Source organism: Streptococcus oralis subsp. dentisani, from assembly GCF_002860905.1.
Lineage (GTDB): Bacteria > Bacillota > Bacilli > Lactobacillales > Streptococcaceae > Streptococcus > Streptococcus oralis_BA.
In genome coordinates, this window is sequence record NZ_PKIG01000006.1 from 86,769 (window position 1) to 111,916 (window position 25,148).

The 25,148-nt window shown below is 41.0% G+C and carries 16 protein-coding genes and 2 pseudogenes; 17 read left to right on the forward strand and 1 reads right to left on the reverse strand.

All coding sequences use genetic code 11. The features are described 5' to 3' along the window. The first annotated feature begins 109 nt into the window (after positions 1–109). The 10 genes from CYK16_RS08835 (at position 110) to adcA (ending at position 9,665) form a co-directional block, all read left to right on the forward strand. Positions 110–1,288, forward strand: a complete 1,179-nt coding sequence (locus CYK16_RS08835; RefSeq protein ID WP_060805986.1) for a ryptide export MFS transporter — start codon at positions 110–112, stop codon at positions 1,286–1,288. Positions 1,289–1,597: 309 nt separating this feature from the next. Next, complete coding sequence (locus CYK16_RS08840) at positions 1,598–1,729, forward strand: teichoic acid D-Ala incorporation-associated protein DltX (protein WP_000813667.1); 132 nt, start codon at positions 1,598–1,600, stop codon at positions 1,727–1,729. Positions 1,730–1,749: 20 nt separating this feature from the next. Beyond that, a complete protein-coding gene (gene dltA / locus CYK16_RS08845) occupies positions 1,750–3,300 on the forward strand; it encodes a D-alanine--poly(phosphoribitol) ligase subunit DltA (RefSeq protein WP_060805985.1) in 1,551 nt (516 codons plus the stop codon). Beyond that, positions 3,297–4,541: a D-alanyl-lipoteichoic acid biosynthesis protein DltB gene (gene dltB, locus CYK16_RS08850; RefSeq protein ID WP_060805984.1), complete on the forward strand. Its 1,245-nt coding sequence runs from the start codon at positions 3,297–3,299 to the stop codon at positions 4,539–4,541. Before dltA ends, dltB begins: the two co-directional genes overlap by 4 nt. A 13-nt stretch (positions 4,542–4,554) precedes the next feature. Then, entirely contained in the window at positions 4,555–4,794 is a 240-nt protein-coding gene (dltC, locus tag CYK16_RS08855) for a D-alanine--poly(phosphoribitol) ligase subunit DltC (protein ID WP_000351967.1), read from the forward strand. Next, the gene (gene dltD, locus CYK16_RS08860) at positions 4,787–6,055 is read left to right on the forward strand and encodes a D-alanyl-lipoteichoic acid biosynthesis protein DltD (protein ID WP_060805983.1); all 1,269 of its coding nucleotides are present in this window, start codon (positions 4,787–4,789) and stop codon (positions 6,053–6,055) included. Before dltC ends, dltD begins: the two co-directional genes overlap by 8 nt. 151 nt (positions 6,056–6,206) lie before the next feature. Further along, entirely contained in the window at positions 6,207–6,647 is a 441-nt protein-coding gene (adcR, locus tag CYK16_RS08865) for a zinc-dependent transcriptional regulator AdcR (protein WP_060805982.1), read from the forward strand. Next, positions 6,647–7,351: a metal ABC transporter ATP-binding protein gene (locus CYK16_RS08870; RefSeq protein ID WP_001269496.1), complete on the forward strand. Its 705-nt coding sequence runs from the start codon at positions 6,647–6,649 to the stop codon at positions 7,349–7,351. Before adcR ends, CYK16_RS08870 begins: the two co-directional genes overlap by 1 nt. After that, on the forward strand, positions 7,344–8,150 hold the full coding sequence (locus tag CYK16_RS08875; protein ID WP_000950030.1) for a metal ABC transporter permease: 807 nt from the start codon (positions 7,344–7,346) through the stop codon (positions 8,148–8,150). Before CYK16_RS08870 ends, CYK16_RS08875 begins: the two co-directional genes overlap by 8 nt. A gap of 9 nt (positions 8,151–8,159) precedes the next feature. Beyond that, entirely contained in the window at positions 8,160–9,665 is a 1,506-nt protein-coding gene (gene adcA / locus CYK16_RS08880) for a zinc ABC transporter substrate-binding lipoprotein AdcA (RefSeq protein ID WP_060805981.1), read from the forward strand. Between the two features lie 648 nt (positions 9,666–10,313). On the opposite strand, the gene CYK16_RS08885 is transcribed toward adcA, so the two are convergent. Further along, entirely contained in the window at positions 10,314–11,171 is an 858-nt protein-coding gene (locus tag CYK16_RS08885; protein ID WP_000844829.1) for a 5'-nucleotidase, lipoprotein e(P4) family, read from the reverse strand. Between the two features lie 257 nt (positions 11,172–11,428). On the opposite strand from CYK16_RS08885, the gene CYK16_RS08890 reads away from it, so the two are divergent. From CYK16_RS08890 to CYK16_RS10805, 7 genes and pseudogenes are all read left to right on the forward strand, one after another. After that, a complete protein-coding gene (locus CYK16_RS08890; RefSeq protein ID WP_004235732.1) occupies positions 11,429–12,313 on the forward strand; it encodes an SPFH domain-containing protein in 885 nt (294 codons plus the stop codon). Between the two features lie 202 nt (positions 12,314–12,515). Next, positions 12,516–17,135, forward strand: coding sequence for a ZmpA/ZmpB/ZmpC family metallo-endopeptidase (locus CYK16_RS08895; protein WP_101776904.1), 4,620 nt, complete (start codon positions 12,516–12,518; stop codon positions 17,133–17,135). A gap of 236 nt (positions 17,136–17,371) precedes the next feature. Then, the gene (locus tag CYK16_RS08900; RefSeq protein WP_101776905.1) at positions 17,372–21,160 is read left to right on the forward strand and encodes a sugar-binding domain-containing protein; all 3,789 of its coding nucleotides are present in this window, start codon (positions 17,372–17,374) and stop codon (positions 21,158–21,160) included. 1 nt (position 21,161) lies between these two features. After that, positions 21,162–22,850: an alpha-L-fucosidase gene (locus CYK16_RS08905; protein ID WP_101776906.1), complete on the forward strand. Its 1,689-nt coding sequence runs from the start codon at positions 21,162–21,164 to the stop codon at positions 22,848–22,850. 99 nt (positions 22,851–22,949) lie between these two features. Then, on the forward strand, positions 22,950–23,912 hold the full coding sequence (locus CYK16_RS08910; protein WP_101776907.1) for an Rpn family recombination-promoting nuclease/putative transposase: 963 nt from the start codon (positions 22,950–22,952) through the stop codon (positions 23,910–23,912). A gap of 7 nt (positions 23,913–23,919) precedes the next feature. Continuing rightward, positions 23,920–24,324 (forward strand): annotated as a pseudogene (locus CYK16_RS08915) (Rpn family recombination-promoting nuclease/putative transposase); the annotation flags it as partial. A 22-nt stretch (positions 24,325–24,346) separates the two neighbouring features. Continuing rightward, positions 24,347–24,735 (forward strand): annotated as a pseudogene (locus CYK16_RS10805) (Rpn family recombination-promoting nuclease/putative transposase); the annotation flags it as partial. Between the last annotated feature and the right edge of the window lie 413 nt (positions 24,736–25,148).

The following is a 25,148-nucleotide window of genomic DNA, read 5'->3' on the forward strand; positions in this document are numbered from 1 at the left end:
AATGTTAAAAATTCAATTTCTGACCACCTAATCTTGTGTCAAATAGTTATCAAACAAAGTCTAGTCTACCATTTATCAGTTAAATATTTTTATGTTATGGGAGCGTTACATGTCTAATTCATTTATTAAGTTGTTAGTCTCTCAATTGTTTGCAAATTTAGCAGATATTTTCTTTAGAGTAACAATCATTGCTAACATATACATTATTTCAAAATCAGTAATTGCCACGTCACTAGTTCCCATTTTAATAGGGATATCCTCTTTTGTTGCGAGTCTTTTAGTTCCTTTAGTTACTAAAAGGATAGCGCTCAATAGGGTTTTATCTTTATCCCAATTTGGAAAGACTATATTATTGGCGATACTGGTAGGAATGTTTACCGTAATGCAATCCGTAGCGCCTTTGGTAACCTATCTATTTGTTGTGGCAATTTCAATATTGGATGGTTTTGCCGCACCTGTTTCTTATGCAATTGTGCCGCGCTATGCGACCGATTTGGGTAAGGCTAACTCAGCTTTGTCAATGAGTGGTGAAGCTGTTCAATTGGTGGGTTGGGGATTAGGTGGACTCTTATTTGCAACAATTGGTCTGTTACCTACCACGTTTATCATTTTAATCTTGTATATCATTTCTAGCTTTCTGATGTTATTTCTTCCTAAGGCTGAAGTGGAGGTGTTAGAGTCAGAAACTAATCTTGAAATTTTGCTCAAAGGTTGGAAGTTAGTTGCTAGAGATCCTAGATTAAGACTTTTTGTATCAGCAAATTTATTTGAAATTTTCTCAAATACGATTTGGGTTTCGTCTATCATACTTGTCTTTGTAACTGAGTTATTAAATGAAACGGAAAGTTACTGGGGATATTCTAATACAGCATACTCTATTGGTATTATAATTAGTGGCTTAATTGCTTTTCGGCTATCTGAAAAGTTTCTTGCTTCTAAATGGGAAAGTATTCTTTTTTCTCTTATAGCCATGGCAATAGTGACGCTGACTATTCTATTTTTTCCAAATGCACAGATGTTTTTAGTATTTTCAGCTTTACTTGGTATGTTATCGCAGCTAAAAGAAGTTCCTGAAAGTGTATTTCTTCAGGAAACAGTAGAGGAAAATAACTTGGTTAATGTCTATTCCGTTCTTGAAGTGATTTCGACATTAGCATTTTCAGTATTTGTTTTGCTAATGAGCTATATTACTGAGAGTTTTGGTATTAGCATAAGTTTTTGGCTATCAGCCATTTGTCTGATGATAGAAGCTATTTTAATTTATATCAGACGAGATTATTTTAAATAAGAGACTGGTTAAAAAGTCTTGAAAAATTAGAAAAGCGCATAGTATCAGGTGTTGAAAAAACTTGATATTGTGCGTTTTATTATGGAAAGATTCCCTTCATTTTCTACTGAAATTGAGTTTTTGCCCAGGATCACTCTATTTGAAATATACATAGAAAAACCGCATAATTTTAAAATTAGCTTAAATATAATGAAAATCTACGGCAAATAATTGAAAAATTACCCTAGAAAGTGGTACAATGGTAGAAAAATACTATAGTAAGAGTCTATCTTATTTAGCAAAAATTACAGAAATGAATGGTTTTTCTTGATGAAACAGAGAAAAGAATTGTACCTCTTTCTTGGTCGAACAGCCTTGTATTTTCTTATCTTTCTAGGGCTGCTTTACTTCTTTAGCTATCTTGGTCAGGGTCAAGGAAGCTTTATCTATAATGAATTTTAACTTGAAGGAGAATTCCTATTGTGTCAAATAAACCAATAGTAGATATGATCGAAACTATTGAGCATTTTGCTCAGACCCAGCCTAGCTATCCTGTCTATAATGTTTTGGGGCAGGAACACACTTATGGCAATTTAAAGGCTGATTCGGATAGTTTGGCTGCAGCCATTGACCAACTAGGCTTGCCTAAGAAGTCTCCTGTGGTCGTTTTTGGTGGCCAAGAATATGAAATGTTGGCAACTTTTGTAGCACTGACTAAGTCAGGACATGCTTACATTCCCATTGACAGTCATTCAGCCTTGGAGCGAGTTTCGGCTATTTTAGAAGTAGCAGAGCCAAGCTTGATTATTGCCATCTCAGATTTTCCATTAGAGCAGGTTTCTACACCGATGATGAATCTAGCTCAGGTTCAAGAAGCCTTTGCCCAAGGGACTAGCTATGAGATCACGCATCCAGTCAAGGGTGATGATAACTACTACATTATCTTTACTTCTGGTACAACTGGTAAGCCAAAGGGAGTGCAGATTTCACATGATAATCTCCTCAGCTTTACTAACTGGATGATTACAGACAAGGAATTTGCGACGCCAAGTCGTCCGCAAATGCTGGCTCAGCCACCTTATTCTTTTGATCTGTCTGTCATGTACTGGGCACCGACCTTGGCACTGGGTGGTACGCTTTTCGCTCTTCCTTCAGCCATCACTCAGGACTTTAAGCAACTCTTTGCGACCATCTTTTCATTGCCAATCGCTATCTGGACATCAACCCCTTCTTTTGCGGATATGGCCATGTTGTCTGAAGACTTTAATAGTAAGACAATGCCTGGAATCACGCATTTCTACTTTGATGGCGAAGAATTGACGGTTAAAACAGCTCAAAAACTGCGCGAGCGTTTCCCAAATGCCCGTATTATCAATGCTTACGGCCCAACAGAAGCGACAGTGGCCCTGTCAGCAGTTGCCGTGACAGATGAGATGCTAGCGACTCTCAAACGTCTACCAATCGGCTATACCAAGGCTGATTCTCCAACCTTTATCATTGACGAGGAAGGAAATAAACTGCCAAATGGCGAACAGGGAGAAATCATTGTTTCTGGACCAGCTGTTTCAAAAGGATATATGAACAATCCTGAAAAAACAGGGGAAGCCTTCTTTGAGTTTGAAGGTCTACCAGCCTACCATACAGGAGATGTGGGAACTATGACAGATGAAGGCTTGCTTCTCTACGGCGGACGCATGGACTTCCAGATTAAGTTTAACGGTTACCGCATTGAGTTAGAAGATGTCTCTCAAAATCTTAACAAGTCTCGCTATATTGAGTCTGCTGTCGCTGTTCCGCGCTATAATAAAGACCACAAGGTGCAAAATCTTCTAGCCTATGTCATCTTAAAAGATGGTGTGCGTGAGCAGTTTGAGCGTGACATCGATATTACTAAGGCCATCAAGGAAGATTTGACAGACATCATGATGTCCTATATGATGCCGTCTAAATTCCTTTACCGAGACAGTTTGCCATTGACTCCAAATGGGAAAATTGACATCAAAGGATTGATTAACGAGGTGAATGAGAGATGATGGAGTTCTTTCAACAGCTTCCTCATTTAGAGCCATACGGCAATCCTCAGTATTTTGTCTATGTGATTGCTGCAACCTTACCTATCTTTATTGGCCTCTTTTTTAAGAAACGCTTTGCCTGGTATGAAGTGCTGGTTAGCCTCTTCTTTATCGTCACCATGTTGGTAGGTGGGAAGACTAATCAATTGGCTGCCTTGGGTATCTACCTTTGCTGGGAGATATTGCTCTTGCTTTTCTACAAGCATTATCGAAAAAGTAAGGATGGCAAGTGGGTCTTCTATCTAGTTAGTTTTCTGTCCCTCCTTCCGATTATCTTTGTCAAGGTGCAACCAGCTATCAATGGAACACAGTCTTTGCTTGGGTTCTTGGGAATTTCTTACCTGACTTTTCGTTCGGTTGGGATTATCATCGAGCTGAGAGATGGAGTGATTAAGGATTTTACCCTCTGGGAATTCCTCCGCTTTCTACTCTTCATGCCGACTTTTTCAAGTGGTCCAATTGATCGCTTTAAGCGTTTTAATGAAAATTATCAGACCATTCCTGAGCGGGATGAGTTGATGGATATGCTGGATGAATCTGTTCGCTATATCATGTGGGGCTTTTTGTATAAGTTTATCCTAGCTCATGTTTTAGGAGAGACCTTGTTGCCTCCTCTGAAGAATTTAGCCTTGCAATCAGGTGGTTTCTTTAACCTCTATGCTTTAGCGGTTATGTATACCTTTGGTCTGGAGCTCTTCTTTGACTTTGCAGGTTACTCTATGTTTGCCTTAGCCATCTCAAACTTAATGGGAATCCGTAGTCCCATTAACTTTAACAAGCCCTTTTTATCAAGGGATTTAAAGGAGTTTTGGAATCGTTGGCACATGAGTCTTTCTTTCTGGTTCCGTGACTTTGTCTTTATGCGGATGGTCATGGTATTGACCAGAAAGAAGGTCTTTAAAAATCGTAATGTAACCTCAAGTGTGGCCTACATTGTAAATATGCTGATTATGGGATTTTGGCATGGAGTGACCTGGTACTATATCGCCTATGGCCTCTTTCATGGGATTGGACTGGTTATCAATGACGCTTGGATTCGCAAGAAAAAAACGCTCAATAAGGAGCGGAAAAAAGCAGGGAATGCTACTCTACCTGAGAATCGCTGGATTCAGTTGCTTGGCATGGTTGTCACCTTCCATGTCGTCATGCTATCATTCTTAATCTTTTCTGGATTTTTGAATGATTTATGGTTTAAAAAATAAAAGGAAATAAAATATGGATATCAAATCAGAAGTTATCGAAATTATTGATGAATTGTTTATGGAAGATGTTTCTGACATGATGGATGAAGATCTTTTTGATGCAGGTGTCTTGGATAGCATGGGAACGGTTGAATTGATTGTGGAGATTGAAAACCGTTTTGACATTCGTGTCCCTGTAACAGAGTTTGGTCGTGATGACTGGAATACAGCTAATAAAATCATAGCTGGTATTGTGGAGCTACAAAATGCTTAAACGCTTATGGATGATCTTCGGACCGGTCTTGATAGCTGGTTTGTTGGTTTTTCTGCTCATTTTCTTTTATCCTACTGAGATGCGTCATAATCTAGGAGCTGAAAAGCGTTCAGCGGTGGCTACTACTATCGATAGTTTTAAGGAGCGAAGTCAAAAGGTCAGAGCTCTATCTGATCCAAATATGCGTTTTGTTCCCTTCTTTGGCTCTAGTGAATGGCTTCGTTTTGATGGTGCTCATCCTGCGGTATTAGCTGAGAAATACAATCGCTCCTACCGTCCTTATCTTTTAGGACAGAGGGGAGCTGCATCGCTTAACCAGTATTTTGGAATGCAACAGATGTTGCCACAGCTGGAGAATAAACAAGTTGTGTATGTTATCTCACCTCAGTGGTTCAGTAAAAATGGCTATGAGCCAGCAGCCTTTCAGCAGTATTTTAATGGAGACCAGTTGACCAGTTTTCTGGAACATCAATCTGGAGATCAGGCTAGTCAATATGCAGCGACTCGCTTACTACAGCAGTTTCCTAACGTAGCTATGAAGGATTTGGTTCAGAAGTTGGCAAGCAAAGAAGAATTGTCGACAGCAGACAATGAAATGATTGAATTATTGGCTCGGTTTAATGAACGCCAAGCTTCCTTTTTTGGTCAGTTTTCAGTTAGAGGCTATGTCAATTATGATAAGCATGTAGTTAAGTATTTAAAGACCTTGCCAGACCAGTTTTCTTATCAAGTCATAGAAGATATTGTTAAAGCAGATGCTGAAAAGAATACTTCCAATAATGATCTGGGAATGGAAAATTATTTCTATAATACGCAGATCAAGAAGGATTTGAAGAAATTAAAGGACTCTCAGAAAAGCTTTACCTATCTCAAGTCGCCAGAGTATAATGACTTGCAGTTGGTTTTAACACAGTTTTCTAAATCTAAGGTAAACCCGATTTTTATCATTCCACCTGTTAATAAAAAATGGATGGACTACGCTGGTTTACGAGAGGATATGTACCAACAAACGGTGCAGAAGATTCGCTACCAGTTAGAAAGTCAAGGGTTTACCAATATAGCAGATTTTTCTAAGGACGGCGGGGAGCCTTTCTTTATGAAGGACACCATTCACCTTGGTTGGTTGGGGTGGTTGGCTTTTGACAAGGCAGTTGATCCTTTCCTATCCAATCCCACACCAGCTCCGACTTACCATCTGAATGAGCGCTTTTTCAGCAAAGATTGGGCGACTTATGATGGAGATGTCAAAGAATTTCAATAGATCATAATATAGAAGAGTTCAAGAATGAAACTGGTTTTCACGTTTTTTCTTGACTCTTTTTTTGCTTGTGATATAATTAACTGGTAAACAAAATTCCAAAGAATGGTATTTTTCTCTTAAAAAGAGAAGTCTAAAAGGAAAGGAGTCAGATATGAGACAGCTAGCGAAGGATATCGATGCCTTTTTGAATGAGGTTATCTTGAAGTCTGAAAATCAGCATGAAATCCTAATAGGTCATTGCACTAGCGAGGTGGCCCTGACCAATACTCAGGAGCATATCCTCATGCTTTTGTCAGAGGAATCTTTAACAAATTCAGAGTTGGCTCGTCGTCTCAATGTCAGTCAGGCGGCAGTTACCAAGGCCATTAAGTCTTTGGTCAAGGAAGGGATGTTGGAAACATTTAAAGATTCGAAGGATGCGCGTGTGATTTTTTATCAGTTGACTGACTTGGCTCGTCCAATTGCTGAGGAGCACCACCATCACCATGAGCATACGCTTTTAACCTATGAACAAGTGGCGACTCAGTTTACTCCAAATGAACAAAAAGTGATCCAGCGGTTTTTGACTGCTTTAGTAGGAGAAATCAAATAATGAGATATATTACGGTAGAGGATTTGTCCTTCTATTATGATAAGGAACCTGTTCTTGAACATATCAATTATAGTGTTGATAGTGGGGAATTTGTGACCTTGACGGGGGAAAATGGAGCGGCTAAGACGACACTCATCAAGGCCAGTCTTGGAATTCTTCAGCCACGCATTGGAAAGGTGACTATTTCAAAGACAAATACGCAGGGTAAGAAATTGAGAATAGCCTATCTTCCTCAACAGATTGCCAGTTTTAATGCGGGTTTTCCAAGTACGGTTTATGAGTTTGTCAAGTCGGGTCGCTATCCGCGAAAAGGTTGGTTCCGTCGTTTGAATGCTCATGATGAGGAGCATATCAAGGCTAGTTTGGACTCAGTTGGTATGTGGGAACACAGAGACAAACGTTTGGGTTCTCTCTCTGGGGGACAAAAGCAGCGAGCGGTGATTGCGCGTATGTTTGCCTCTGACCCAGATGTATTTATCCTAGATGAGCCGACAACGGGAATGGATGCAGGAAGTAAAAATGAATTTTACGAACTCATGCACCACAGCGCCCATCATCATGGCAAGGCTGTTTTGATGATTACCCATGACCCTGAGGAGGTTAAGGACTATGCGGACCGCAATATTCATCTAGTTCGTAACCAAGATTCGCCATGGCGTTGTTTCAACGTTCATGAGAATGATCAGGAGGTGGGCCATGCTTAGTTTATTATCTTATGACTTTATGCAACGTGCCTTTCTGGCCGTTATTGCCATGAGTCTTTTCTCGCCAGTATTAGGAACCTTTCTTATCTTGCGTCGTCAGAGTTTGATGAGTGATACTCTTAGCCACGTCTCGCTGTCGGGTGTAGCTTTTGGTCTGGTTCTGGGGATTTCTCCGACTATTTCAACTATTGCTATTGTCTTGATTGCGGCGGTCTTTCTGGAGTATCTCCGTACGGTTTACAAGAGCTTTATGGAAATCGGGACAGCTATCCTCATGTCAACAGGACTGGCTGTTTCTCTGATTGTCATGAGCAAGGGTAAAAGCTCTAGCTCAATGAGTTTGGACCAGTATCTTTTTGGTTCCATCGTGACTATCAGCGAAGAGCAGGTTATTTCCCTTTTTGTCATTGCGGCGGTTGTTTTGATTTTGACCTTCCTCTTCCTTCGTCCGATGTACATTTTGACCTTTGATGAGGATACGGCCTTTGTGGATGGCTTGCCAGTTCGTACCATGTCCATTCTTTTTAACATGGTGACGGGGGTGGCCATTGCCCTTATGATTCCTGCTGCAGGAGCTCTTCTGGTATCGACCATTATGGTCTTGCCAGCTAGTATTGCCCTGCGTCTGGGGAAAAACTTTAAATCGGTTATGCTACTTGCCAGTGCCATTGGATTTTTGGGAATGGTGGCAGGACTTTACATTTCCTACTATGCAGAAACGCCTGCAAGTGCAAGTATTACCATTATTTTTGTAACTGTCTTTTTACTCATTAGTTTAGTAAGACGTTTTATCAAATAGGAGACTAACGTGAAAAAAATTAGCTTATTGTTCGCTAGTCTATGTGCCTTGTTTTTAGTGGCTTGTTCCAATCAAAAGCAGGCAGATGGCAAACTAAATATTGTGACAACCTTTTACCCTGTCTATGAATTTACCAAGCAAGTCGCAGGAGATACTGCTAATGTAGAACTCCTCATCGGTGCTGGTACAGAGCCTCATGAATATGAACCGTCTGCCAAGGCAGTTGCTAAAATCCAAGACGCAGATACCTTCGTTTATGAAAATGAAAACATGGAAACATGGGTTCCTAAATTGCTAGATACCTTGGATAAGAAAAAAGTGAAAACCATCAAGGCGACAGGCGATATGTTGCTCTTGCCAGGTGGTGAGGAAGAAGAGGGAGACCATGACCATGGAGAAGAAGGCCATCACCATGAGTTTGACCCCCATGTTTGGTTATCACCAGTCCGTGCCATTAAACTAGTAGAGCACATCCGTGACAGCTTGTCAGCAGATTATCCTGATAAAAAAGAGACCTTTGAAAAGAACGCATCTGCCTATATCGAAAAATTGCAAGCCTTGGATAAGGCTTATGCAGAAGGCTTGTCTCAAGCCAAACAAAAGAGTTTTGTGACTCAACACGCAGCCTTTAACTATCTTGCCTTGGACTATGGACTCAAACAAGTCGCTATCTCAGGTCTCTCTCCAGATGCCGAGCCATCAGCTGCTCGTCTGGCAGAATTGACAGAGTACGTCAAGAAAAATAAAATTGCCTATATCTACTTTGAAGAAAATGCTTCACAAGCCCTTGCTAATACACTTTCAAAAGAGGCAGGTGTCAAAACAGATGTCCTCAATCCTTTAGAAAGTCTAACAGAAGAGGATACCAAGGCGGGAGAAAATTATATCTCTATCATGGAGAAAAACCTCAAAGCTTTGAAACAAACAACGGACCAAGAAGGCCCAGCTATCGAACCTGAAAAGGCAGAGGATACTAAGACAGTTCAAAATGGTTACTTCGAGGATGCAGACGTCAAGGACCGCACTTTGAGTGACTATGCAGGTAACTGGCAATCAGTTTATCCTTTCCTTGAAGATGGCACGTTTGATCAAGTCTTTGACTACAAGGCTAAGTTGACTGGTAAGATGACTCAGGCTGAATACAAGGCTTACTATACAAAAGGCTATCAGACAGATGTCACTAAGATCAACATTACTGATAACACTATGGAATTTGTTCAAGGTGGACAAAGTAAGAAATTCACCTACAAGTATGTCGGAAAGAAAATCTTGACTTATAAGAAAGGCAATCGTGGCGTGCGCTTCCTCTTTGAAGCCACAGATGCTGACGCTGGACAATTCAAGTATGTTCAGTTTAGTGACCACAATATCGCCCCAGTTAAGGCAGAACATTTCCATATCTTCTTTGGAGGCACAAGCCAAGAAGCCCTCTTTGAAGAAATGGACAACTGGCCAACCTACTATCCAGATAACTTATCTGGACAAGAAATCGCCCAAGAAATGTTGGCGCATTGATGAGAAATCGACTAGTTCTTAAGAGCTGGTCGGTTTTTGGGTAATAGATAGCTAACTATATTATAGACCTTTCAGATACCTAAGGAACTTTAAACAATAAATAAAACTCTTGAAATATCTGGACCTGTATGTTAGAATAATTTTATCGGGTAAGGTTCATTAGAACACCAAAGCCCTTAACTATGCCAGTAGTTAAGGGCTTTTTTGACGTATCTTAGCGATTTAACGGGTGTTTACAGGCTAGTCAGTCGGTCTACTTCTTACCATCTAGCCATTTGCAGACGAAATACAAAATAATTCCTGCTATAACGTCCGCTACAATAGTAAGAACGAGCTCTGGGGCAAGGTTCATTAGTTTCACCTCCTCTCACGAACCGTAAGGAACGTAATCGGTAACCGATGACAAAAATAGTATACCACACTAAATTTAGATCATCAACCTTGTTTAATTCTTGAAATGTAGGGAATAGGCAAAAAGTCTTTAAAACTTTAAAATCAGAAAACGTATAGTATCAGATGTATAAAATTTTGATGTTATATCAATTATAAAAGTGGATAGGAAAGTTTTCTGATTATCAGAATTCCTTCCTATCCACTTTTTGAAGATTGTAAGTTAGCTTAATTTTATATAGAATCAGTTTATTTGTTTTATTTATCAAAACCTTGCAAAGCTTTTTGGCGTTCTTCTACTTGACCTTTAGCATCTAGTTTATTACCAGCGTATACAGCTGATTCCCATGATCCGTACATTGGATTTGGGAAGATGATGAATTTTTCACCGAATTCTTTTTGCAATTCTTCAAGTTGTTTATCACGGTCAGATTCAGAAGTCTTAGAAAAATCTGCAAAGTCTACGAGGTTATCACCAAATAATAAGATAAGATTTGTTTTTTCTTGAACTTTTTGGCGACGACCTTCTTTGGATTTTACACCACTTTCTAAGAACATGAGATGATCACGTCCTTGAACAGGAATTCCTTCACTTTCAAGATTTTTAATGGTAGCATCTACTTGATTAGCTGAGCGGTCAGAAATATAGTAGATTTGGACACCGTTTTGATCAGCAAATTGAAGAAAATCCTTGGCGCCTGGGACGGCTTTTGCTGCAGCTTTTTGAACCCAAACATCCCAATTTTCGGGTGTAAATGCTGTACCGTCTTTGACATTTTGTACTTGATAAGGGCTATTATCTAGGACAGTTTCATCCAAGTCTAAAACGATAGAGTAAGGTTTGTCTGATTCTGTTTTGAGTAATTCCTTTAGGTGATTTGTTGCAACGTTATAACCCTGTATGTATAAAGCTTTAGTTTCAGCTGATTTTTGATACCAAAGAGTTGACATAGTGTTTTCTCTTGACCGTAGTTGGTCATATGTCAATGTAATCTGATTATCAGATGAGCTATTATTGCTTGTCTGTGTTTCTGTAGACTTTGTTGCACAACTAGCCAATAAGACGACAGAAGCAAGTGCAGAAAGGATTGTAACAGTAGTTTTTGCTGTTTTCATGAAATATCTCCTATTTATTCATTTCAATAAATAGTATAGCACGAGAGAAAAGTTAAGGCAAGTTATTCCCTGACCATTGATGTAGATTCTATAGAAGTTAATGTAATGAAAAAAGCGATTACTAACTTGAAATGTAGTTTCACCTCTAATTATTGACATTTCAGGAAAAATCGCAGTAAAAATTGCACAGCCTTCTTTAAATGTGCTATAATACAGGAAAAATAATAATGGAGGTCACGATAATGGCAACATTTTTGATGATTTTTGTGGTGGTTTGTGTGCTCCTATTGGTGATAGTCACACTGAGTACAGTTTATGTGGTTCGTCAGCAGTCGGTGGCGATTATTGAGCGCTTTGGGAAATATCAAAAGGTTGCCAATAGCGGTATTCATATTCGCTTGCCTTTTGGGATTGACTCGATCGCAGCTCGGATTCAGTTGCGCTTGTTGCAAAGCGATATTGTGGTTGAGACCAAGACCAAGGACAATGTGTTCGTTATGATGAATGTAGCGACTCAGTACCGTGTCAATGAGCAGAGCGTGACAGATGCTTACTATAAACTCATGCGTCCAGAATCTCAAATTAAATCTTATATCGAAGATGCCCTTCGTTCTTCTGTTCCAAAATTAACCTTGGATGAATTGTTTGAGAAAAAAGATGAGATTGCCCTTGAAGTCCAACACCAAGTAGCAGAAGAAATGACTACTTACGGTTATATTATCGTGAAAACCTTGATTACCAAGGTCGAACCAGATGCAGAAGTTAAGCAATCCATGAATGAAATCAATGCGGCGCAACGCAAGCGGGTCGCAGCGCAAGAATTGGCGGAAGCAGACAAGATTAAAATCGTCACTGCAGCTGAAGCAGAAGCAGAAAAAGACCGCCTTCATGGTGTGGGGATTGCCCAACAACGTAAGGCGATTGTGGATGGATTGGCAGAGTCTATCACAGAACTCAAGGAAGCCAATGTTGGCATGACAGAAGAACAAATCATGTCCATCCTCTTGACCAACCAGTATTTGGATACCTTGAATACCTTTGCCTCTAAAGGAAATCAAACAATCTTTTTACCAAATACTCCAAATGGTGTGGATGATATCCGTACTCAAATCTTGTCAGCCCTTCGCGCTGAGAAGAAATAATAGACTAAAGAGCTTGGCAACAGGCTCTTTTTGCATTGCATTTGTTAAGAAAAGCAAAGAACATTGATATACATTTAAATAAAAATTATTGTATGTTGTCCCCCTTAATTTGGAGTGATAAGGGAATAACTAGAAAGATTTGTGAATACAAACTATTTCTGATATACTAAATATACAGTAATAATGAATGATAGGATATGGGATGAAAGAATTTCAATTTGAGAGAAAGCAGCGTTTTTCTTTGAGAAAATATACAATAGGAGCTTGTTCGGTCTTGCTAGGAACGAGTTTATTTTTTGCTGGTATGGGGGCTCAACCCGTACAGGCTACAGAAACGACTTCAACACTAATTTCAAGTCATTACTTGGATGAGCAGGATTTACCTGAAAAGTTGAAATCTGAGTTGCAATGGTTTGAAGAAAATAAGATTGAGGTAAAAGAGGGAAAAGAATACTATTTTGTCTATCGAAAATTGGCTACAAGATTACCAGAAACAGGTCTGTTTTCTAATGATGAGATGTTTATCTTGGGAGCAGGATTATTATTGCTTTCCTTCACTTTAATCAAGAGAAAAAAGGGAGCGTCTTACTTCCTTGTGAGCGTCTTTGCTGTTGGTGGTTTGGGAGTATCCATCTCTGCTTTAGAAAATCTGGTAGAATTGCAACCAGCCCTTGTTAAGAGAGTAGAAGGTCAGTTTTTACCAAGTCCTGAAACAGTCCAAGGATATAAATTTACGGGATATTATTTGGTAAGAGATAGTGCTAGTAAGGAACTTTCTGTTGATAAGGTAGAGTCGCCAGCATTATCTCAAAAGGAGGAAAGTTCAGAATTTCAGTCTAAGAGGATTGTACCACAGACTACATCTCATTTTAGCTCGACTAAAGATCTTGTGCAATATCCTCAACCATCTTACTCTGTTGAGCCTGTTTTAAATCCAACTCCTGAAAAAAGTATGAGTATTGAGTCTAAAAAGGTACCAGATGAAGGAATGAAAACTGTTACTGAAGACAAGCCAGAACTGGAAGTTAGGATAGGGGAGATAGAGTTTGAAACTCAATTTCAGTCTGACCCAACTCTGGCTAAGGGAGAAAAAAGAATTTCTATAGAAGGTGCAAAGGGACAAGAACGAATCTTAACAGAAGTAAGGGTTGTCGATGGTATTGTTACGCGAAATGAAGTAGGGAGAGAAGTGCTTCGTGAACCAGTTGCTCAGGTGATTTTGGTCGGGACAAAAGAGAAGGAACCTCAAGAAAATGGTATAAGCCTAGCCCCGGAAGTCCAACCACCTCTTCCGTCTTATGAGGGCGGTGTTTCCGGTGAGTCCTTAGTAGAACCACCTCTTCCGTCTTATGAGGGCGGTGTTTCCGGTGAGTCCTTAGTAGAACCACCCCTTCCGTCTTATGAGGGCGGTGTTTCCGGTGAGTCCTTGGTGGAACCACCCCTTCCCTCTTATGAAAGCAGTGTTTCCGGTGAATCCTTGGTGGAGCCGTCCCTTCCATCTTATGAAGGTGGTGTTTCTGGCGAATCCTTGGTGGAACCGTCCCTTCCATCTTATGAAGGTGGTGTTTCTGGCGAATCCTTGGTAGAACCAGCGCTTCCGTCTTATGAAGGCGGTGTTTCCGGTGAGCCTTCGGTAGAGCCATCTCTTCCGTCTTATGAGGGCGGTGTTTCTGGTGAATCCTTGGTGGAACCGTCCCTTCCTTCTTATGAGGGTGGTGTTTCCGGCGATCCTTCGGTAGAGCCATCTCTTCCGTCTTATGAAGGTGGCGTTTCCGGTGAGCCTGAGATACAGGAGGCTCTCCCAGAGTACAAAGAAGACACTCAACTTCCTCAGACCAAAGTGGAGACCAAAGCTGTTCCTTATGAAACCGTTTATGAAAAGAATGAGAAACTAGACCACGGCGTTACAAGAGTAAAAATTCCGGGTGTTGAGGGACAAGAACAAGTTACTACTACCTATACTAAAGATCAAGCAAGTGGAAATATTTCTGAGAATAAAACTGTCAAAATAGTAGCTAACAAAGTTGATCAAGTTGTAGAAGTTGGAACTAAACCGAGTGTTGAAACTACTGTCCTATCTCATAAAACGATTTACCAAGTGAATCCTGCTTTGGAGTTCAGACGACAGGAAGTAGCGGTTGCAGGGCATGATGGTTCGGTGGAAACTAGGACGACTTATCAACTAGACAAGGCAACAGGTCAGGTGACGGTATCTGATACTACTAGACAAGTAAATTCAGCAGTCGATAAAGTGATTCAAGTTGGTAATGTGGAAAAAGTAATACAACCGATTGCTGTTACTGAGGAGCGAAGAGAGGATTTGTCACTTGCTAAAAATATAGAAAAGGTAGCCTCTGAAGGAGAAGTTGGTGAGAATACACTTACCAGAACATACGCTATCAATGAACAAACTGGTGAATTGGTTAATTCTCAAGAAACGAGTCAAATAACAAAACTAATGAAACCGAGAGTTGTTTTAGTTGGTAGTCAGGAGGATAAACCACACTTACTTCCGGCTAATAGTGAGAGAGAAGATGCTGTGGATGTGTCTGCTCTGACCACAAGCGTGAGATCAGTAGATTTCTTACATGACAGTAAACTAAAAGCACAGTTAGAGCCTACCTATGATCCTCGAGATATTATAACAAAGAGAATTGCGCTCAGAAAAACACACCCAAATATCACTGACCAAGAAGTCAAAGATATGTTGCGCACAGAGTATCTTCAAAAACTGTCAATTCAAGAAAGCTTTGATCAGACGAAGACGCAAGCTGAGTCAAGTTTCAAAAAGATAGCCTCGCATACATTGGGAATTATAGGAGATACCCCTAAAAATCGCAGCAAGGTCAAACAAGAGCTTGAGCAATACAAAGAGCAGATTTTGTTGGGACTGTCTTATATCAATCGTTTTTATAATATTCAATTTGGGGACACGAATATTCGTGATATTCTGGCCTTTAATCCAAGCTCATTTGGCAATAAGACAATGACCGCCTTGGATAGTTTGAAAAAATTAGGATCCATGTCTTATGAAGAGATGAAATTGACCAATAGTCCTCAAACATTTACAAAGTATTTATCTACTATTACAGGTAAGGCTAGTTTGAAGGAATTTTTAGACAGCAATCGCCAACTCTTTACGTCAGATGATGCGGATACTTGGCTTAAAAAATCTAGCCAAGCTATGATTGTTGAAAAATCATCTAAGGAAAATCTTTCAGCGCATGTCGGGTTGTATAGCAAGTTGACAGCTGGGGAAAAGGATCCTCGTAAACAAGAGGCCAATATGGCTGCTATTTTGGGACTTTTGAATGTGAAAGAACCAAATGTTTACGTGATTAGCAATATGGCGACGATTACCTATGGTAATATTGGTTCCTATATAGATACTTCTCTTTCCCAGTCTAATCCAACTAAGTACCAGGCTGAGCTTGCTAGAGTCAAGTCTTTAATTGAAAAGGCGGCTGTACAACAAGCCAACTATGTTGATACTCTTTATCGTATAACAAAACCAGAAAATCGTGATAAGTTGCTGACAAATCGCTTGATTATTGATACGATGAAGAAATATACAAGCAATCCGAATGCCCAGATTGATAGCACTTGGTCATCAGCTGCTGGTAATGGAGCTGATAAGGGAGTCGACCAATTTATGACTCCTATGAATTACTATTCTCCAGTAAGTAAGGTGGGAGCTGAGGCCAATGGATTAGGTGTCCGTTACTTTATAGATAGGGTTCTGGATGATAGAGGTTCAGCGACTTATTCTCATGAAATGACGCACTTACTAGATAGAACGGTCTTGTTTAATAATCACGGTCGTCGAGATGGTACAGCGGCAGAGTTTTATGCGCGTGGTATTTTTGAAAACTCCTATAATCCAGAAAAGGATACTTATTTCAATCTCAACTTTGTATATGATGAGAGTGATAAGAATGGATTTTACAATAGAACACCTGATCGATTTAAAACAGCAGAAGATTTGCAATCTTACATGAAGGGAAGTTTTGATGTCCTTTATACTCTAGATTACCTAGAAGCTGAGGCAAGTAAAGGCTTATCTGCAGAAGACAAGATGAGTTATTTCAAAAAAATAATGCCGATTCCTTCAACAGGTTCTAGAACTTGGGTAGATTACCGTAATACAGCAGTTAAACCAACTCATAAGAGTGAGGAGATTCAAGCTCTGACCTTAGAAGATGCCAAAAAATTGACAGATATTGATAGTTTGATTGACAATCATATCCTGGTCAATCGTTATATCATTGCTGGTTTTTTGGATAAAGGTAAGATTGCAGCAAATGGTTACTATACTGTTGATATGTTTGATACCATTTATGGTGTTAGTCAAAATGACTCTGGTATGAGTGGGGACATCACCTTTAGAAAACAAGCCTTTGAATTGATGGCTACTTTGGGCTACTATGAAGGATTTGTTCCTTATGTGTCAAATCAATATAAAAACCAAGCTGAAGCGGCAGGAAAACCATTATCTGATAAGTATATTTTTGAAAAAATTCTAGGAAAAACATATGCGGAGTTCAAAAAAGATCAAATTAATGAACGTGTTGCAAAATTAGATAGCCTGAAATCTATTACGATAAATTACAACGGAAAATCAGAAGTAATTGCAAGTAAAGAAAAACTACAATCACTAATGAACGAAGCTGTTTTAGCTGAACTAGCCCAGATAAAAGCAGGAAATACCACGGCTAAAAAGTTTGAGTTTATAGAAACACCAGTGCAAAAACTGAAAAAAGCGATTTATAAAGCTTATCTCAAAGATTCAGATGACTTTAGACAATCGATTTACAATAGCTAAGACAAAAGGAACATCTCTCTGGAATGAACATTCAGAGGGGTGTTTTTTGGTCTTTTTTGAGGTTTGTATTGTTTATTGCAAATGATAGTTTGTATGAACATGGAGTGATTTTCAGACTTTTCCACAAATTATAGAATCTTTTCTGAGTATTTAGGGAGTGATGGAGGAAGTCTTGAAAGCGCTTTTGTTTTGTGCTATAGTCAAGTATATCGATTCGTTTAAAGAGGAATGCTTGTATGAGAAGAGAAGAAGTTTTACGAAATCACTGGTTTTTTAGCCAAGAGGTGGGGAAGGAAGAGGCCTTGGCGTCGGATTTTCAGAGGGGAAATTGGCAGGCTATTCAAGTGCCACACGACTGGAGTATTTACAATGATTTTGACCAGTATTCGCCAGCGCAAAATGAGGGTGGGCAGTTAAACGGGGGTCAAGCCTGGTACCGTACGCAGTTTTACTTGGAAGAAGATGCCAGTCTTGTATCGGTGCGTTTGTTGTTTGATGGAGTTTACATGAATGCCCAAGTCTATATTAACGGGCAAGTACTGGGCTATTATCCCAATGGCTACACACCTTTTTCTTATGATATCACGCCTTATCTAAGAAATGATGGGACGGCCAACCAGCTTGCGGTTTTTGTGGAAAATAAGCAACCTAGCAGTCGTTGGTACTCTGGTAGCGGTATTTACCGAGAAGTAAAATTATTGATTACAGATTCGGTGCATCTGGATTTATATGGAATTAAGATAGAAAGTCCCAAGCTAAAGGAACAAAGGCAATCTTGGGTGGAAACCCAGCTTACAAGCAAGGTTTCAAATGATGGGCCTCAGTCCGTGTCGGTGTATTTGGAGCAGAGTATCTGGTATGATGGCCAACAGCTGTCAGACTGGCAGGCGACTGATTCTGTAATGATTGAGTCTGAGGACAAATATTCTTTCCAACAAGCCATATCAATTTTTCAACCCTTGCTTTGGGATATTGACCATCCCTACCTTTACCAATTGAAGACTCGCCTTTATAAAAATGGCATTTTGGTTGATGAAGAAGAGGAGACCTTTGGTTACCGCTATATGGATTGGCAAGCGGATAAGGGCTTCTTTCTCAATGGTCGCTGTTTGAAGATTCATGGAGTTTGTCTGCACCATGACTATGGAGCGCTGGGAGCTGTGGAAAACAGGTCAGCTGCTGAGAGACGCTTGCGCCAGATGAAAGAAATGGGGGTCAATGCGATTCGAATCACGCATAATCCAGCCAGTAGTATCTTGCTGGATGTGGCTGCCAAAATGGGCTTACTTATCCAAGAAGAAGCCTTTGATACCTGGTATGGAGGCAAGAAAGAATATGATTATGGTCGCTTTTTTGAGGAAGAAGCGACTCACCCAGAAGCGAAAGCAGGCGATTTCTGGTCAGATTACGATTTGCGCACTATGATTGAGCGTGGCAACAACAATCCAGCGATTTTTATGTGGTCCTTGGGAAATGAAGTCAGCGAAGCAAATGGCGATGCTCATTCATTGAAGACTATCAAACGCTTGCTAGGAAGGGTAAAGGAGGTGGATGATAGTCGTTTTGTGACTATGGGAATGGATCAATTCCGCTTTGGCAATGGTTCTGGAGGTCATGAAAAGATTGCTGATTTGCTGGATGTGGTGGGTTTGAATTACTCAGAAGACAATATTGACGGGATTCGCAAAAGACATCCCAAGTGGCGTCTTTATGGGTCTGAAACCTCATCGGCTACACGGACGCGTGACAGCTATTTTCGCCCAGATAAGGAATGGGTTGGGGATAATCGTCGAGTGCGGAATTTTGAACAGTCGGACTATGGCAATGATCGGGTTCCTTGGGGGAAGACAGCGACAACTTCTTGGATAGCAGATAGGAATCGGCTGGACTATGCAGGTCAGTTTATCTGGACAGGAGTGGACTATATCGGTGAGCCGACTCCTTGGCACAATCAAAATGATACGCCTGTAAAGAGTTCCTATTTTGGGATCGTGGATACGGCAGGGATTCCTAAAAATGACTATTATCTCTATCAAAGTCAGTGGTTGGACCTAGATCAGCATCCCATGGTTCATATCTTACCCCACTGGAATTGGGAAATCCACAAGAGTTATCAACAAGTTGTGGATAAGTGTGGGGATATCCCTGTTCGAGTGTATTCAAATGCTGGTTCAGTAGAGCTATTTCTCAATGGAAAATCCCAAGGCAGAAAGAATTTTCAGGAAAAATGGACTTCAGATGGTAGAAAATACCAAGAGGGAGCAAGTTCTGAACAACTTTATCTCGAATGGCGTTTGGCTTATCAACCAGGAGAATTGCATGCTGTAGCCTATGATTATCAAGGTCAGATTGTGGCAGAAGATAGGGTGGTGACTGCAGGTAAGCCAGCCAAAATCGGGTTACATGCCGAGAAAACAAAACTGGAGCCAGATGGGCAAGACCTCCTTTATCTCTATTTTGATGTATTGGACAAGGATGGAAATTGGGTACCGAGTGCTTCCAATCAGCTTCATTTTAAAATTGAAGGCCCTGCTCGTATTGTAGGTGTGGATAATGGTAGGCAGGCTAGTCGTGAACGTTACCAGGCTCAGAAAAATGGTCGGTTTAAGCGGCAAGCCTTTCATGGCAGAGGTGTCCTTTTGATTCAGAGTTTAGATCAGGCAGGTCACGTAAGAGTAAAAGCCAGTGCCAGAGGGCTAGAGCCAGCAAGTTTTGATATCTTAGTGGGAGAGGCTTTGGCTACCCAACCAGTGAGAAATAAGCGCTTATTTGAGATTCGAGTGGACAAGCAGGCCGGATTACAAGAAGGAGATTCCCCAGCTATTGGACTTTATCCACAAACTGTGGATAACCCTGTGAACAAGGTGGGGAATAGTGAAGTGATTTGGGAGACGAGTGGTAGTGCCCACGCCATTATCAAGCAGGGAGTGCTTTATTGCTTGTCTGCAGGGGACTTGGCTATTCGCGCCTTTTATCAAGGGAAGGCCTATCAAACTCATTTTCAGGTGGCAGAAAATACCTCACTAGGGCAGGCAGTTTCTGTACGATCACTTCGCTTGTATACAGCTAAGGGAACTTATCCACAGCTGCCATCTTCAGTTTTGGTGGACTATGAGTTCGGTGGTGCAAAACGAGTCAAGGTTGTTTGGGAGGCAATCTCCGAAGAAGATATAGCAAGCTTTCATAAATTTACGGTATCTGGTCATCTTGAGGGGCTGGATATAAAGGCTTCTGCTCAGGTTTGTGTCCAAGGGATTTGCGCTATTGAGCCTGAAAAGGTTTGGACGCTTGTCAAGGAAGTCCCACATTTACCAGATCGAGTCAAGCTAGTCTTATCAGATGGCAGAAGAGATACGGCCAAGGTGACTTGGGATGAACTCGAACCTCAAGTCTATGCTCAGGTAGGAGAAAGTGTGCTCACAGGACAAGTAGCGGGCTGTGAGTTGCCAGCAACAGTCACCATTCATGTGACAGATGTCAGTGTAGATGGGGAAGTTATTTCCGATCAGTGGACAGGATCCAACCTGCCTCTGGTCTTTGCTTCCCATTCAGAGCCGAATCACCCAGCCTCATATCTCAATGACAAGGTTATTGCTCGGAAGAAATCGACAGCCAATACTTGGATTGCCAAGTCAGAGCAAGCCAGCGTGGGTATTCTGTTTGGAGATGCAGGGATTTTAAAACCGCGATTTGTGGATAACCTGACCTTGTATTATGTTGAAAATCAAGAATATGTGGCCGTTGAGCCGACCTTTATCGATTATTATGTAGGGAATGAGCCTGCCTTGCCTCGGACTCCCAACCATTTGGACAAGGATTCTCTACTCAAACAAGAGGAGAATTGGCGCCCTGTATCAGGCATCCGAAAAGTGTCAAGTGACAAGGATGAAGAGCTTCGTTTTGAATTTGATAAGGTGAAGACTTACGCCCTTCGTCTTCGATTTGAAAGTTTGACTAGTCCCCTAGCCTTAACCGAATTGCAAGTATATGCCAAAAAAGTAAAGAAAAGTGTAGATAGGAAGTAGTATGGTAAGAGAAATAAAACCGCATGGGCCCTTGCCTAGTCAGGCCCAGCTAGCTTATTTAGAGGATGAACTAGCAGCCTTTATCCATTTTGGGCCTAATACCTTTTATGACCAGGAATGGGGGACAGGTCAGGAGGAACCTGAACGCTTTAATCCGACCAGGTTAGATGCGCGTGAGTGGGTTCGCGTGCTCAAGGAAACGGGCTTTAAAAAGTTGATTTTGGTGATCAAGCACCACGACGGCTTTGTCCTCTATCCGACAGCTCACACAGATTATTCGGTCAAGGCCAGTCCTTGGAGGAATGGAGAGGGAGACTTGCTCCTTGAGGTGTCCCAAGCTGCCACAGAGTTTGATATGGATATGGGGGTCTACCTATCACCGTGGGATGCCCATAGTCCCCTCTATCATGTGGACCGAGAAGCGGACTATAATGCCTATTATCTGGCTCAGCTGAAGGAAATCTTATCAAATCCTGCCTATGGCAATGGAGGGAAATTTGCTGAGATCTGGATGGATGGTGCCAGAGGAGAGGGCGCTCAAAAGGTTAATTATGAATTTGAAAAATGGTTTGAAACCATTCGTGAGCTTCAGGGCGATTGCTTGATTTTTTCAACAGAAGGCACCAGCATTCGCTGGATTGGCAATGAACGAGGGTACGCAGGTAATCCCCTGTGGCAAAAGGTGAATCCTGAAAAATTAGGGACAGAAGCAGAGTTGGGCTATCTTCAGCATGGGGATCCTTCAGGCACGATTTTCTCAATCGGTGAGGCAGATGTTTCCATTCGGCCGGGCTGGTTCTACCATGAAGAGCAGGATCCTAAGTCACTTGAGGAGTTGGTCGAAATCTATTTTCACTCGGTGGGTCAAGGAACTCCACTCTTGCTCAATATTCCGCCGAATCAAGCTGGGCTATTTGATGCAAAGGATATTGAACGCCTCTATGAATTTGCGGCCTATCGCAATGAGCTCTATAAAGAAGATTTAGCTCTGGGAGCTGAGGTATCTGGTCCAGCTCTTTCCACAAACTTTGCTTGTCGCCATTTGACAGACGGTCTTGAGACTAGTTCATGGGCAAGCGATGCAGACTTGCTCATCCAGCTAGAACTAGACTTAGGGTCACCTAAAACTTTTGATGTAATTGAGTTAAGAGAAGATTTGAAGCTAGGGCAACGAATCGCTGCTTTTCATGTGCAAGTAGAGGTGGATGGCGTCTGGCAAGAATTTGGTAAGGGCTTTACAGTTGGTCATAAGCGCCTCCTGCGAGGTCCGCTAGTAGAGGCGAAAAAGGTGCGCGTGATGATTACAGAGTCACAGGATTTACCTGTACTGACTAATATTTCACTCTATAAAACTCCTAGCTTATCAAAAACAGAAGTTGTTCAGGGACTGGCATTTGCAGAAAAAAGTCTAGCTGTGGCAAAGGGAGAGACTCTTCATTTTAAGGTTGAACGTAGCGAAAGTAGTACTCCTTTGGAGGCTAAGATTTCGATTCAACCGGGGACAGGTGTTCATGGCGTTGCCTATCAGGATGAGATTCAATTCCTTCAATTTCAAGCTGGGGAAAGCAAAAAAGATTTGTGCCTACCAACTCTGCACTTTGCTGCTGATAAGACCTTGGATTTCTATCTGAATCTGACTGTTGATGGACAGCTGATTGATCAAGCTCATATTTTAGTTGAAACGAGATAAAAATCCTCACAATTCATTTCCTTTTCGAATAAATAGATAGAACCATCGAATCTAACAAAATTAGATTTCAAACTATGGTATAATAGAAGGAGGAAATGGATGATTTTAAGACATCCGGGCATCAGCCCAACCAATGACTTGGTTGCTAAGAAAATCTTTAGCAATCCAGAAATCACTTGTCAATTTATTCGCGATATGCTGGACTTGCCAGCCAAAAATATAACTATTTTAGAGGGAAGCAATATTCATGTCTTACCTTCCATACCTTACTCGGCGCAGGATTTCTATACCAGTATAGATGTTTTGGCGGAGTTGGACAATGGGACACAAGTAATTATTGAGATTCAGGTGCATCATCAGAATTTTTTCATCAATCGCCTGTGGGCTTACCTTTGCAGTCAGGTCAATCAAAACCTTGAAAAAGTTCGCCAACAAGAAGGCAATACTCACCAGAGTTATAAACATATCGCACCAGTATACGCTATCGCAATCGTGGATAGCAACTACTTTCAAGATGATTTAGCCTTTCACAGTTTTAGTATGCGAGAGGATACGACAGGTGAGGTCTTAACCATCACAAACAATGGACAAGAAAACCATCTGGTTAAGATGGCATTCTTGGAATTAAAAAAATACAGAGAAACCAGCAAAGATGAGGTTCGCAAGCCGTGGTTGGAGTTTTTCGGGAACAAACCTTTTACCCAGCAACCCGAGCGAGCCATCAGCCAGGCAGATCAACTGCTGGACTACAAGAGCTGGTCCGAGGAGGACAGGAAAATGTTTAGTCAACTACGTATGCGCGAAGAACAAGCCTTATTAGCGCATGACTATGCCTTGGAACAAGCTGAAGAAAAAGGCTTAGAACGTGGTCTTGAACGTGGTCGTGCAGAAGGTATTGAACAAGGTTTAGAGCGTGGACTTGAACGAGGAAAAGTTGAAGGAAGTTTGTCTATGCTAGTAAATCTAGTACATCAAGGTCTCCTGACTTCTGAAGTTGCCAGCCATCAATTAGGCATGACCGTGGCTGAGTTTGAGGAGCTATTGAAAGACCATCATAAATAAGACCTAAAAATACAGAGAAACCAGCAAAGATAGGATTCGCAAGCCGTGGTTGGAGTTTTTCGGGAACAAACCCTTTACCCAGCAACCCGAGTGAGCCATCAGCCAGGCAGACCAACTGCTAGACTACAAGAGCTGGTCCGAGGAGGACAGGAAGATGTTTAGCCAACTACGTATGCGTGAAGAACAAGCCTTGTTAGCACAGGACTATGCCTTGGAACAAGCTGAAGAAAAAGGCTTAGAACGTGGTCGCGCAGAAGGTATTGAACAAGGTTTAGAGCGCGGGAAAGTTGAAGGAAGGGAAGAGGGGAAACTCTTTGCCTTCTTAGACATGGTTCGCCAACATGCTTTAACTTCCGAATTTGCGAGTGAGCAATTAGGTATGACCGTCGCTGAGTTTGAGGCGTTGTTGTAATACCATCATAAATAAGATCTAAAAATACAGAGAAACCAGCAAAGACGAGGTTCGCAAGCCCTGGTTGGAGTTTTTCGGCAACAAGCCCTTTACCCAAGAACCCGAGCGAGCCATCAGCCAAGCAGACCAACTGCTAGACTACAAAAGCTGGTCCGAGGAGGACAGGAAGATGTTTAGTCAACTACGTATGCGAGAAGAACAGGCATTGTTAGCACAGGACTATGCCTTGGAACAAGCTGAGGAAAAAGGCTTAGAACGTGATCTTGAGCGTGGTAAAGTTGAAGGAAGGGAAGAAGGGAAACTTTTTGCCTTTCTGGATATGGTCCGTCAAGGTCTTCTGACTTCCGAGATAGCAAGCCAGCAAGCCAGCAATTAGGCATGAGCGTCGCTGAGTTTGAGGCCTTGTTGTAAGTAGAAAACGATGACATGTTACCGAAATGAGGTAGCATGTTTTATTTTTGGTTCATATGTTTTACGGATAATTTTTTCTTATGCAGTGCAAAAGTAATTTGTCTCACCCTTCAAACTTATTTATTTTTCTACTAACCCTTTATGAATGCGCTATCTTTGTGAATGGAATTAAAACAAAAGCAAATTTATCATAAACATATGTGAATTATTTATTTATAAAAAAGGGAAAACATACCGAATCAATTTATCTGAAAATTCCCTAATTTCGCAAAAACTTTTTAAAATTTTTTTGGAAAATTTTAATTCAAATCATTTGCATATATATTGAAAATAAGATAAAATGTAAATTGTAGATTTCTACATACAGGTGTCATGTGGAAATCAAATCATTAACCTCACAAAAGGAGAAAATA